The sequence below is a fragment of the Lacticaseibacillus thailandensis DSM 22698 = JCM 13996 genome, assembly GCF_001436135.1.
GTDB classification, from domain to species: Bacteria; Bacillota; Bacilli; order Lactobacillales; family Lactobacillaceae; genus Lacticaseibacillus; species Lacticaseibacillus thailandensis.
Genome location: NZ_AYZK01000001.1, coordinates 416,406 through 428,770, shown reverse-complemented (window position 1 = coordinate 428,770; position 12,365 = coordinate 416,406). Strand labels below are relative to the sequence as shown.

The 12,365-nt window shown below is 46.6% G+C and carries 12 protein-coding genes and 1 other RNA gene; 11 read left to right on the top strand and 2 right to left on the bottom strand.

Annotation, left to right across the window (positions count from 1 at the left end):
- The first annotated feature begins 2 nt into the window (after positions 1 to 2).
- The 7 genes from ypdE to FD19_RS01905 are packed head-to-tail and all read left to right on the top strand — an operon-like array spanning position 3 to position 6,043.
- Positions 3 to 1,046 carry an aminopeptidase gene (gene ypdE, locus FD19_RS01935; RefSeq protein ID WP_056968997.1) on the top strand — a complete coding sequence of 348 codons (1,044 nt, stop codon included), beginning with the start codon at positions 3 to 5 and terminating at the stop codon, positions 1,044 to 1,046.
- Between the two features lie 15 nt (positions 1,047 to 1,061).
- Positions 1,062 to 1,385, top strand: a complete 324-nt coding sequence (locus FD19_RS01930; protein WP_054749421.1) for a PTS lactose/cellobiose transporter subunit IIA — start codon at positions 1,062 to 1,064, stop codon at positions 1,383 to 1,385.
- 5 nt (positions 1,386 to 1,390) lie between these two features.
- Positions 1,391 to 1,747, top strand: coding sequence for a PTS sugar transporter subunit IIB (locus tag FD19_RS01925; protein ID WP_056968996.1), 357 nt, complete (start codon positions 1,391 to 1,393; stop codon positions 1,745 to 1,747).
- A complete protein-coding gene (locus FD19_RS01920; protein ID WP_056968995.1) occupies positions 1,747 to 3,072 on the top strand; it encodes a PTS sugar transporter subunit IIC in 1,326 nt (441 codons plus the stop codon). Before FD19_RS01925 ends, FD19_RS01920 begins: the two co-directional genes overlap by 1 nt.
- Positions 3,073 to 3,132: 60 nt before the next feature.
- Positions 3,133 to 3,756, top strand: coding sequence for an RDD family protein (locus FD19_RS01915; RefSeq protein WP_082619473.1), 624 nt, complete (start codon positions 3,133 to 3,135; stop codon positions 3,754 to 3,756).
- A gap of 21 nt (positions 3,757 to 3,777) precedes the next feature.
- Complete coding sequence (locus tag FD19_RS01910; RefSeq protein WP_054749419.1) at positions 3,778 to 4,851, top strand: M24 family metallopeptidase; 1,074 nt, start codon at positions 3,778 to 3,780, stop codon at positions 4,849 to 4,851.
- A 7-nt stretch (positions 4,852 to 4,858) separates the two neighbouring features.
- A complete protein-coding gene (locus tag FD19_RS01905; RefSeq protein WP_056968993.1) occupies positions 4,859 to 6,043 on the top strand; it encodes a MalY/PatB family protein in 1,185 nt (394 codons plus the stop codon).
- A gap of 330 nt (positions 6,044 to 6,373) precedes the next feature.
- Here the strand turns inward: FD19_RS01905 and FD19_RS01900 are convergent, their stop codons facing one another.
- Entirely contained in the window at positions 6,374 to 8,680 is a 2,307-nt protein-coding gene (locus FD19_RS01900) for a PBP1A family penicillin-binding protein (RefSeq protein ID WP_056969144.1), read from the bottom strand.
- Between the two features lie 25 nt (positions 8,681 to 8,705).
- Positions 8,706 to 9,326 (bottom strand): Holliday junction resolvase RecU, encoded by a 621-nt coding sequence (gene recU / locus FD19_RS01895; RefSeq protein WP_054749418.1) that lies wholly within the window; start codon positions 9,324 to 9,326, stop codon positions 8,706 to 8,708.
- A 124-nt stretch (positions 9,327 to 9,450) separates the two neighbouring features.
- Between recU and FD19_RS01890 the strand changes: the two genes are divergently transcribed.
- From FD19_RS01890 to FD19_RS01880, 4 genes are all read left to right on the top strand, one after another.
- The gene (locus FD19_RS01890; RefSeq protein WP_054749417.1) at positions 9,451 to 10,023 is read left to right on the top strand and encodes an SLOG family protein; all 573 of its coding nucleotides are present in this window, start codon (positions 9,451 to 9,453) and stop codon (positions 10,021 to 10,023) included.
- A gap of 50 nt (positions 10,024 to 10,073) precedes the next feature.
- The gene (gene gpsB, locus FD19_RS01885) at positions 10,074 to 10,460 is read left to right on the top strand and encodes a cell division regulator GpsB (protein WP_054749416.1); all 387 of its coding nucleotides are present in this window, start codon (positions 10,074 to 10,076) and stop codon (positions 10,458 to 10,460) included.
- Positions 10,461 to 10,500: 40 nt separating this feature from the next.
- Positions 10,501 to 10,863, top strand: an RNA gene (gene rnpB / locus FD19_RS09545) — RNase P RNA component class B.
- A 365-nt stretch (positions 10,864 to 11,228) separates the two neighbouring features.
- Positions 11,229 to 12,356, top strand: coding sequence for a THUMP domain-containing class I SAM-dependent RNA methyltransferase (locus FD19_RS01880; RefSeq protein ID WP_056968992.1), 1,128 nt, complete (start codon positions 11,229 to 11,231; stop codon positions 12,354 to 12,356).
- Positions 12,357 to 12,365 lie beyond the last annotated feature (9 nt).

Sequence of the window (12,365 nt, the reverse complement as noted above, 5' to 3'; positions counted from 1 at the left end):
TAATGGATTATGGATTATTAAAAGAGCTTTCAAACGCAGATGGAGTTGCATCAAATGAACAAGCAGTTCGAACCATCATTAAGAAAGAATTGGCTTATTATAGCAATACTTTTATGTTCGACGGAATTGGAAGCCTGATGGTCACCAAAGCTGCAGCGGTGAATGATGCACCGACGATTATGTTCGCCGCTCACATGGATGAAGTAGGTTTTATGATCCGCTACATCTCTGAAATAGGTATTGGTTATCTTCAATCGCTTGGCAATGTGGAAGCACGAGCCGAACACAGTCAAATTGTTCGCGCAACCACGAACCACGGAAAGGTTGTAGAGGGGGTGCTCAACTCTACTCTTGATGCAAGCGGGAATATTGACCAAATATATGTGGATTTTGGGTTTAATTCAAGGAAAGAATTCTTAAAGTCAGGGTTGAATGTTGGGAACATGGTCGTTTTTTCATCTGAGTTTAGAGAATTATCATCCCAAAACATCGTAGCTGGTAAAGCCATGGATGACCGGACGGGTTGCTTCGCACTAATTAAGGCGATGCAATCCATCGAAGAGGACGATTTACCAGTGAACGTCGTAGCAGCCTTCACGGGAAGTGAAGAGGTAGGCACACGTGGCGGAAGGCTAACTTCAAACATTATCAGTCCAGACATATTCTTTGCTATCGACGTGGCAAAAAACCCGGAGCTCGATCGTGGCTTTATGAATACTCGCAAGGTTGGTGGTGGCCCTATGATTGAGTTTTATGACAAAACAATGATTCCAAATCCCAAGTTACTCCATTTTCTCCAAGTGACTGCCGACAATAGCAAAATTCCGTACCAGAAGGATATGTTTAAGGGCGGTGGTACGGATGCTGGTACGGCTCATTTGGAGAATGGTGGCACTGCATCAGCAGTTCTTGGTATTCCGCTAAGGTATTGTCACGATCCATACTCAATTGCGTCAGAAAAGGATTTGCAAACAATGAGTATACTAATTGAAATCTTAGCACATAAATTTAATCAGGACGTAGTGGATAAAATTTATCAATTCTAGTAAAGGGTGATTGGAATGGACGAATCAGAAAAACAAATCATGGGTTTAATTTCTGCTTCGGGAGAAAGTAGATCCAAAGCTTTTGAAGCACTTCAGAAAGTACGCAGTCACGATTACGACGCAGCAAAGCAATTATTACAGGAATCGAAAGATATGGACGTTGCCGCTCACAATATTCAGACGCAGATGATCCGTAAGGAACTCAATGAAGGAAGTGATGCAAATCCTATAACACTACTGATGGTTCATGCACAAGATCATTATATGACAGCCCAGTTATCGCGTGATTTGATTGAAGAATTGATTGAAATTTTCCAAAAGAGGGATAAAGAGGGGTAATCAAAATGAAAATTATTTTAGCCTGTGTTGCCGGTCTATCAACCACCATGATGATGGACAGTATGAAGAAAGTGATCAATGACAGTAAAAAACTAGATTTAAAAAATTTTGAGTTGGAAGCAATTCCAGCGGAGCAGTTACCTGCCGAAATTGAAGGAACGGACGTCGTTCTAATTGCACCTCAAATTTCTTACAAAAAAGACTTTGTTGAATCTGTGACTAAACCTAGAAACATTCCCTACGTTATCATTCCACAAGAGACCTATGGCTCTATGGATGGTGCGACGGTAGTTAAGGAGGCATTAATTGCTCAGCGTAAACAAGAAATAAAGAATAAAGAGCAGGACGGGGGGAGTAAGTGATGTTCGATAAATTTGAAGCATTTATGAACCGATACTTCACTCCTGTTGCAGACTGGATGGATCGAAACATTTACCTAAGCGCGGTAAAAAAGGCTATGGTTGCCATGACACCGCTCCTAATTATTGGTAGTTTTGCTCTGATTCCATCTGCAATTCCCAACATGATTGGCAAAAACAATATTATTTCTCAATGGATTATCCATTATGGTGATGTAATCACAATTCCATCCACAGTCGGAATGAGCATGATGGCGCTCTATGTGTCTGCCGTAATTGCCTATCATTTGGCTGAATCCAAACATCTTGACGTTCCCGGTTGTATTTCAATGGCCGTGATGAGTTTTCTCATTTTGGCGGTTGATTTCACTAAGGCTGGTGCCGTTGATGTTACCTATTTCGGTACCAAAGGGCTTTTTGTATCAATGTTTGGCAGCATTTTGGCGGTCGAAATATTTGGATGGTGCAAGAAACGCAATTTTACAATTAAAATGCCTGATTCGGTTCCAGATTTTGTATCTAAATCATTCGAAATGATTCCAATTTCGATTATTACCGTTGCTGCGTTCGTTATCCTACGTGTAATTTGTGTTGATTTTCTACACACACTACCACCAATGATTTTCACAAATATATTAGCACCACTTGTTGGCTCCATGGACAACCCGTTTGCGTACACTTTTGTGAAATTCTTGCAGGCACTACTATTCTTCTTTGGTATTCACCCAGCAGTACTTTCGCCAATTACTTCGCCAATTTCAACCCAGTTCCTTGCCGAGAATATCGCAAACGCAAAAGCCGGTCTGGCTTTGACCCACTTCTTTACTCCTGGTCCCGATTCCGCTTTTGGTAATTTTACTGGTACAGGGGTTACGTTTGGGTTGGTATTCTGGTTCATGTTTTCCAAAGCGGCTGCGCAAAAGAAGATTGGACGTATTGCTTTAATTCCCGCTTTATTTGGTATTAACGAGCCAATATTGTTTGGCGCACCAGTTGTATTAAATCCTCTATTTTTCATTCCATTTGTAATTTTAGGACCGATTACCTCATCGTTTGGGGCCTGGGCAATGAGCCTTGGGTGGCTGAAAATGTCAGTATTCACCCCACCTTACGTTGGTGTCTTCTTGGAAGGATATTTAGCAACGTTTGACTGGCGCAGTTTACTTGTTAACGGTGCACAGATGCTCTTCTCAATTCTGATTTGGTATCCATTCTGTAAGATGGCCGAGCGAAATGAACTGAAGAAAGAAAAGGAACGTTCCCAAAACAAGAAAGCCATTTCAGACGAAGATGAAGCCCTTATTGATGATTTGGATCTAGACTTTTAATTGCGGAGAAATCAGGCATGGGTAACCTGCCTGATTTCTTTGTTAAAGGGGATATGTTTTATGTCAAAAAGGAACTCCAAAAAATCTCATCTGACAGTCACACCAAAACGCGTAAACACCTCGGTGCAACCAAATTACGGAAATGCACGAGTGTTAGCCAGTATATTCGATTGGGTAGTTGGAGGTATTGTGAGCGGCTTACCAGGGGTGGTCGTCTACGCCATCTTCAGTGGAAGTAGTAAACCAATGACCAGTCTTTATGTATTCGAGGATGCCGGAATTGGGAGAAATATCACCCTAATGACCAGCTTATTGTGCCTAGCCTTTGGCTTTCTTTATTACGTGGTTATACCGTGGCGAGTTTACCCAGGTCAAACAATTGGTAAAAAAATTACGCATATCAAGATTGTACGCCGTGACGGTAAGCCGCTTAATTTAGGTATGTTAATCTTGCGACAATTCGTCTTTTTAGTTTTTATTGAGGGCTTAGCAACCGCGACATCTACTTACGTTAAGGTGTTTTTAACCATAACCACTAAATTCTATGTTGATGGGTATCTGACTATAATTTGGTTTGCTTTAACCGTGATGTCTATGTTTTTGCTTTTTTGGAATCATCAGCATTTAGCTCTTCATGACCGAGTACTAGGCACTACGGTCATATTGCTAACGGGAAATAAATAAAATAGCAGGAGGGACTATACTTTGCAAAATAATAGAATAAATGTGCTTCGCAACAAGATGAAAGAGAATAACTTGGATGGCTTTCTCATCAACAGCAAGGCAAATCAGTATTATTTATCGGGTTTTACAGGATCCTATGGTCAAGTCCTAATTACTCAGACCGGGCAATACGTCATCGCTGATGGCCGTTACTTTGAGCAACTAAAAACACAATCACCGGAATTTACTGTTGTCGATAACCACATGCGCATGAATGAAACCGTGCGGGATTTAGTTTTAAAGCAAAATTGTAAAAATCTGGGTATTGAGGAGGAGGAAATGGATGTCGCCGAATACCTTACTTTAACCAACGGTAACAACTTGATACATCTTCTTCCGACGAGGGATTGGATTGAAGGTCAGCGTATGGTTAAAGATACCGAGGAGAGAGACAAAATACGTGAAGCTGGTAAAATAGCGGATGCAACTTTTCAGCATATATTGAACTATATTGAGCCCGGGATGACCGAAAAGCAGGTTGCAAATGAAATTGACCAGTGGGGTCTAGATCATGGTGCGGACGCTCGATCATTCGAAACCATAGTAGCTTCTGGGATTCGCTCTGCGCTTCCGCATGGACACGCATCAAATAAAATCATAGGAACTAATGAGATGATTATACTTGACTTTGGGTTCGAGAAAGATCGATATTTTTCTGACATTACCCGAACCATTGCGCTAGGGCATGTGGACCCTGAACTAAAGCAAATTTACGATGTTACGCAGACCGCCCAAAAGAAAGCCATTCAAGCATCCCACGAGGGTGTCCCACTTAAAGAACTTGATCGTGCAGCGAGGGATTACATTGATGATGCTGGCTATGGTGATAAATTTCTACACGGTACTGGGCACGGTTTAGGTTTAACTGTTCATGAATATCCATTATTGAATCGTGATAGTACTGAAACGCTCACCAAGCATATGACCTACACGGTTGAGCCTGGAATTTACTTGGAAGGAATTGGTGGCGTTCGTATTGAGGACGACGTTTGGATAAACGACCAGGGTGAGCCAGAACTGATGACCCAATCGCCACTAAACATGATAGAAATTTAGGAGGGCAATGAAAGTGGATAAAATTAATTTTGATGCCGTTATTAACCGCTACGGAACGTACTCAACGCAGTGGGATTATGTTAAAGATCGGTTTGGCGAAGCTAATTTACTTCCATTTACTATTTCCGATATGGATTTTAAAGCGCCCCAAGGGGTGAGCGATGTTCTGATTAAAGCAGCCGAAAGGGGAATATTTGGGTATACTCGCTGGAATAATGGAGATTTTAAGGGAGCCATAACAAATTGGTTTTCTCGGCGTTATCACTCAAATGTCAGTCAGAATATCGTAGTTTACAGTCCTAGCGTTATCTTCAGCCTTGCCAAACTAATTGAACAATTTAGTGCACCGAATAAAAAAGTCCTGACATTTAGCCCTTGCTATGATGCATTCATTAACACTGTAACGGCAAACAATCGGGTGCTTTTACAATTCAATATAGACGGCGGCGTGAACTGGTCACGTCTAGAACAATTAATAGCCGAACAACAACCCGAAATTTTCCTCCTTTGCAATCCAGAAAACCCGCTTGGAATTGCCTGGTCTGACGATGAAATGGAACGTATTGTTGGGCTTTGCAATGCTTATCATGTTGCCATCATTAGCGATGAAATTCACATGGACGTAGTTCGTGCGAAAACTAAGACCCACACTTTAGCTAATTATTTTGATGAGCTTAAAGTGTCCAGCGCTGTCATTAGCTCAGCCAGTAAAGCGTTCAATATCCCGGCCTTAGGTTGTTCGTACGCCCTCATACCAAACTCACTAGATAGAGAGCTATTCTTGCACAGTTTGAAGCAAAAAAATGCCCTTTCTTCGGTACCATACCTCGGAATGTTAGCAACCATCGAATGTTATAACCATCAAGAAGACTGGTTGCGCCAACTGAATAACTATATTGACAACAACTTTGACTTCACCAAGCGGTTTTTGAAAGAAAACCTAGATTTGAATTATCAAATACCTTCTGCCACTTATTTGGGCTGGATCAATGTTTCGCCTTTAAATATCAGCATGAAACTACTTCAACACGAATTGGTTAAAAATCAAAAAGTAGCCATCATGGACGGCAGCGTTTATGGTAACGGAGGTCACAACTATTTGCGTTTCAATTTGGGCGCCCCCAAGAGCAAAATTGAGGACGGACTAAATCGATTGGCCAAAGCTGTCCATGCGATTCAGGACACACAATAAAAAGCTAACTCCGACAGAAAAAGCCGAAAGGTTTGAAGTTTGAAGGAAGAAGGAAAAAGCCGCCATTCATCATCCAATCATCATCTAAAAAAGAATTTATACTCACAAATAAATCGGTGGTCGTCTTGTTGCATGTTATTTTGGACTCTACAACTGAATAGAATCTGTTTCTATTTATTAATAAAAAGCTATCATTAACAAAAGCTATAATAAAAGCTATCAAAAAGACTACGCTGTTCATGCTAAAAATCATCTACCAGAACAACCCACAGAAAAACCCAAAATTACCCCCGGGCCAACTAGCCGGGGGTAATTGCTGTCTAAACACCATTATTGTCCTTGTTGCACGCTACTTGCTGCAGCTCCAGCACCGTTAGATGATTGCTGAGCCGCTGGAGTTGATGCACTACTACTACTGGAGTTAGAACTTGCGCTTGACCTTGTGCTTGACGATGACGATGACGACGATTCGCTACTGCTACTGGAAGAGCTCGAACTTGAAGAACTGCTTGAGCTCGAACTGGAGCTGGATGAGCTATGCGAGCTCGAGGAAGACGACTTGCGTGAGCTAGAACTGCTAGTGTCGCTCACCTCATTGGCACCACTGGCGGCGGAACTGCCCCGCACAAACAGCTCAGAACTCTTCTTGCCCAGTACCGATACCGTCTTGCGCAGAACCGTATCTGGCTTTGTCCAGTTGGTGTTGCTTACGCCTTCGTCCTGGTATACGTAACTCATCAGGTACTTGTAAATGTATGCGGCAATGCGGTCCTGCGTGCCGGTCACTCCGTACTTAGTCGACTGGTCATAACCAGTCCAAACCGAGATGACGCGTTGCTTGGTATAGCCAGTAAACCAACTATCCTTCACGGCATCTTCAGCCTTGAGCATGGGGTTCTCTGCCAATACCGTGTCGGAATAATCCGTGGTCCCGGTCTTGGCTGCCGCGTACAGTCCCGAAATGGCGCCGGACGTCCCAGTACCTTTGGTCAGCACACCCTTGAGCATATCCGTGATCATGTAGGCGGTGTAACCAGACATGGCCCGCTTCCCCGTGGAACCATAGTGAGTGGTTAACCCGTCGGACGTGGTGATTTTCCGAATATACGTCGGTTTGTAATACGTCCCGCCATTGGCGAAGGCGCCGTAAGCACCCGCCTCGGTCAGGGTCGACATGCTGGCACCAATGGCCGCCGAGTAATACTGCTCATTCTTCGGCAGCGTTACCCCCAAGCCGGAAGCAAAGGTGAGGGCTTTACTCAGCCCAACCTTGGCCAGCGTCTTGACCGCCGGAATGTTACGGGATTGCTCCAAGGCGGTGCGCATGGTCATCCGTCCATCATAACTGTTATCCCAGTCGTTAACGGCGGTATTCGTGCCAGGATAGTCATACGCGGAGTCATCCAAAATGGTGGCGGTGGATTCTTGCAGGTACTCAATGGCGGGACCATAGTCAAGAATTGGTTTCATCGTAGAACCATTGGACCGATCGGCCGCAATGGCCCGGTTATATGCGAGACGAACGTTACCGTTCTTGCGCCCACCAATTTGGGCCAGCACCTTACCGCTGTTAGGATTAGTCATCGTGACGGCCGTCTGAAACTTGTTGTCCGGGAAGGTGATGTACTCGTCACTATTAACCAAATTGTACAACCGGGTCTGGGCCTTCATGTCGAGGTTGGTGTAAATCTTCATCCCCGACGTGTAGGGGTTCTCCCCGGTCTTCTTCTTAACTTCCTTGATTACGCCAGTCACGTAACTATCAACGATTTTGTCGGTTTTGGTAGTGTTCTTCGTCGTCTGCGATTCGGACACCAACCCGCTACTAATGCTCGTGGCCTTGGCCTTTGCAGCCTCACTGGCGGAAATTTCCTTTTCCCGCAACATGGCGTTGATCACTTCGTTGCGCCGGGTCGTAGCAGCGGCCGGGTGTGCCACCGGATCGTACGAGGCCGGTGCTTGCGCGAGCCCAGCGATGAAGGCCGTTTGGGCCAAAGTCAGTTGACTGAGCGACTTGTTGTAGTAATACTTTGCCGCCGTAGCCATCCCGTACTGACCGTGGTTCATGTACACCTTATTGATGTAAAATTCCAAAATCTGGGATTTACTGTAGTTGCGCTCCACCTTAAAGGCCAACCAAGCCTCCTGGGCTTTCCGCTTGAGGGTTTGGTCCGAAGCTTTAGTGGAAAAGTACGACAACTTCACCAACTGTTGCGTCAACGTACTAGCACCCTGGAGGTTACCAGAGTGGGTGAGGTCAGAAACCGCGGCTTGGGCGATTCGCAGCGGGTCGATCCCCAGTTTTTCGGAGTAGAAGTGCCGGTCTTCAATGGCCACCACCGCCTGTTTGAGCTGCTTAGGAATCTTATTGCTGGTAACGTAAGTCCGATTTTCTAGCCCCAGTGTCGTGATTTCTTTGCCCTGGGCATCATATAAGATGGAGCTACCATCACTCTTGAGTTTGGATTCAGAAAGGGTGGGGGCATCCTTGGCGTACCAAGCAAAAAGCCCCACACCCAGCAAGAAGAGCACGGCGACGACGCCAACTAACCACTTGATCAATCGCCGCCAAGTAAAGCCGCGCTTAGTCGGGGATTGCTTGGGTGTTGCGCGTTTTTGTGCACGTTTGCGCGCCATGCGCGATGGTTCTTGTTCGCTATGTTTAGCCACGTGGGGCACCTACTTTCTGTGATATCAACCAATCTACGCCGTCGAGATAAGGAATGCGCGGCTGGATCTTGGGCGTGAGTTCAAAACCGTCGCGTTCAATCGTCGCGAGGGTAATCGATTTACGACCACCGTGAGCTTGCGCGTCCCACGCCGCAATAAGTGGGGTAGCGGGGTACACAAAGAGCCGTTCCAACCGCACAAACCGCATCACCACAAAGCAAATACCGTCTTGCTGCAGGCACGCCCGCATGTGGTCGACCTGGTGTTGGTGGAAATTTTTGAGGGGAAAGCTGGCTTTGTTCTTGGTTTCTTTGGCTTCAAAGTCTAGGTAGTATCCGTGATAAATGCCGTTATAGTCGGTCGTGGATGGCGTCTTAAAGTAGCCTTCACGAATTACCGCCTTGCTGCGCTGCGGATAGTCAACTTTGACAATCTGAATGGGTGTGGGCTTTTTATGCACGACGGCCCGCCCAGTTTGTAGATAATAACGATTACTACCATTTAACTCGTCTTCAAGGGTCATACCCCGGCCGCCATACATGGTCGTATGCGCGTGCGGGGTCGACGCCGCGTGGTGCTGGTACGCGCCACCATTCGGATAATGTATAGTCATGTGCGTCACACTCCATAGGCTGATTATAACAAAAATTCTTCATACAAAGGGCACAAAACCGCCAGTAATAGGCCCAACCTTGAGCTATAATAAAGTTACGAGAATAGCAAAGGAGTCAGCGGAAATGCGTAAGCGCGTATGGGTCACCGGATACAGAGCCTATGAATTGTCCGTTTTTAATGACAACGACCCCAAAGTTGCTGTCATTAAATATTCGTTAAAGAGCCAGCTAAACCAATTACTGGACGAGGGTCTAGAGTGGATAATTACCGGTGGGCAGCCTGGTGTGGAGCAATGGGCTGCTGAGGTTGGTCTAGAACTCAAGCCTGATTATCCGCAGTTGCGGGTTGCTATCATGATTCCGTTCACCGACTTTGGTAACCGTTGGCAGGAAGAGCGCCAAGCCCAATTAGCTGCGCTACGTTCGCAGGTTGATTTCTCCGCGTCGGTGAGTGGCGCGCCCTACTCACAACCGCGACAACTCGTGAACTATGGTCAATTTATGAGTATGCACACGGATCTGGCCCTCATGATTTACGATCCCGAGTTTCCCGGGAAGGCGCAGTATGACTACGCCCGGGTGCAGCAACAGGCAGCAAGGCGGGATTATCCGCTAATGTTAACGACCATGGACGATTTACAGGAAGCAGCGAATGAATATGGGGAACTGCAAAATGACCGTTCCCAAAACGAATAGTTTATGATAAGGTTATTGATGGCCTGATTGATTATGAACGGGGTGGAACGATGGATTCACAAAATGACGGACAAATGAATGTCCACTATACGCCACAGGATATCTTGAACAAGCAGTTTAAGAGTAAGATGCGTGGGTACGACCAGGATGAAGTAGATTCGTTCCTCGATGACATCATCAAGGACTATGAAGCTTTTGAAAAGGAGCTCACTTCGACTAAGGAAGAAAACGCCCGGTTGATCAGTCGTGTGGACGAGTTGACTAAGCAGCTGAATGTTTCAAAGGGTGTCGCAGCGCAAACGCCACAGGCGAACGTCGCGGCAACGAACTATGATATTTTAAAGCGCTTGAGTAACTTGGAACGCCACGTATTTGGTAGCAAGTTGAGTGATGGTGGGGCACACGCCTCGACGCCCAACAACCAGCGTCCAGAGTAAATAGGTAGTTAACCAACTTACTAATGAGCTGGTACCTGTAAGTCTTGAGTAATCGCGGTCTACTTTGGTAGGCTGAGGAAAGTCCATGCCCGCACAGGCTGTGATGCCTGTAGTGTTCGTGCCAGGCCCAATAAGCCTGGGTACCGTGCAAACGGTAACGGCGGCGGAAAGTGCTAAAGCTTCGGCCATGTGCAAGTACGTTTGAAAGTGCCACAGAGACGATGCCAACGGGAAACTGTTGGATTGGAACGCGGTAAACCCCGCGAGCGAGTAACCCAAACTTTGGTAGGGGCGCTTTGCCATGGGAATTGAACCAACGGCAAAGCAGTAGAAATACTGAGATAGATGATTACTGAAGGGTGACCTGCCTGAGGCCACCTGGAACAAAACATGGCTTATAGAGACTTACAGGCAGGCGGGGACCCAGTGATGGGTCCTCTATTTTTTTTACACAGCGAGTTGGCGCTTTAGCGCCTTACTCGCTGTTACTCGGAGGCTCCGCGCAGCTGAGCCGAGAGACTGTGGCCCGATACCAGTTAGTTGCCAGAACGAGAACAGTAACAGATCATATCCGCCCGGCTTGAGCACTTACTCTCCGCCACTCGGAGGCTCCGCGCAGCTGAGCCGAGAGACTGTGGCCCAATACCAGTTAGTTGCCAAAACAAGAGTAGCAATAGCTCGGGCTAGCGCTAATCGTCACCATAATTCGCGCCCCACCCAGAACACTGTTAAAATAGTCCATAGCATTAATAACGAGGAGAAAACAACATGCAATTTAAGTTGATGGCCACCATGGCCGCGGGGCTCGAAGCAGTCACCGCAAAAGAATTACAGCGTTTGGGCTACCAGACGCGCACAGAAAATGGGCGCGTCTACTTTGAAGGCGACGAAAGTGACATTGTCCGCACCAATGTGTGGTTGCGCTCAGCCGACCGGATCAAAATTATCTTGAAGCAGTTCAAGGTGCTCACCTTTGATGAACTGTTTGAAGGGGTTAAGGCTATTCCGTGGGCTGACTACCTGCCACTTGATGCCGCCTTCCCGGTCGCTGGCCGCGCCGTCCGCAGTAAGCTACATTCCGAGCCCGACGTTCAGGCCATCACTAAAAAAGCGGTAGTGGAAAGTATGGCGACCACTTACCACCGGCACGGACGTCTACCAGAAACGGGCAACAAGTACCAGCTGGAGGTATCCATCCTGAAGGACATCGCCACCATTACAATTGACACGACGGGTAGCAGTCTATTCAAGCGGGGCTACCGGGTCGCCAAGGGCCCGGCACCACTCAAGGAAAACTTTGCTGCCGCGTTAGTCCTTCTCACTAATTGGCACAACAACATGCCATTTTATGACCCGACGACTGGTTCCGGAACCATCGCCATCGAAGCAGCGATGATTGCGCGCAACATGGCGCCCGGTCGCACCCGAGACTTTGCCTTTAGCGGCTTTAGTTTCATGGACCCCAAACTACTGGACCAGGAGCGTGAGCGGGCCGAAGCCGCCATCACTAATCCTGATTTAATAATGATCGGTGGCGATATCAACCAGGATATGATCGATATTGCACGGGTCAACGCCCAAAACGCCGGCGTACTGCATGACATTCAGTTTAAGCAGCTGGCCGTGAAGGACTTCAAAACCGATTTGGAAGATGGGGTCATCATTGCCAACCCACCATATGGTCAGCGCCTTCAAGATGCTGATGCCGCTGCGAAGATTGCCAAAGAAATGGGCGCGGTCTACGGACCACTTACCACCTGGAGTAAGTATATTCTCTCGGGCGATGCCAATTTTGAACGGTATTACGGCCACAAAGCGACAAAACGGCGCAAACTCTACAATGGGGCCATCAAGGTCGACCTGTACCAGTACTGGGGTCACCGGTCCCGTCATTAATTGAGGGTT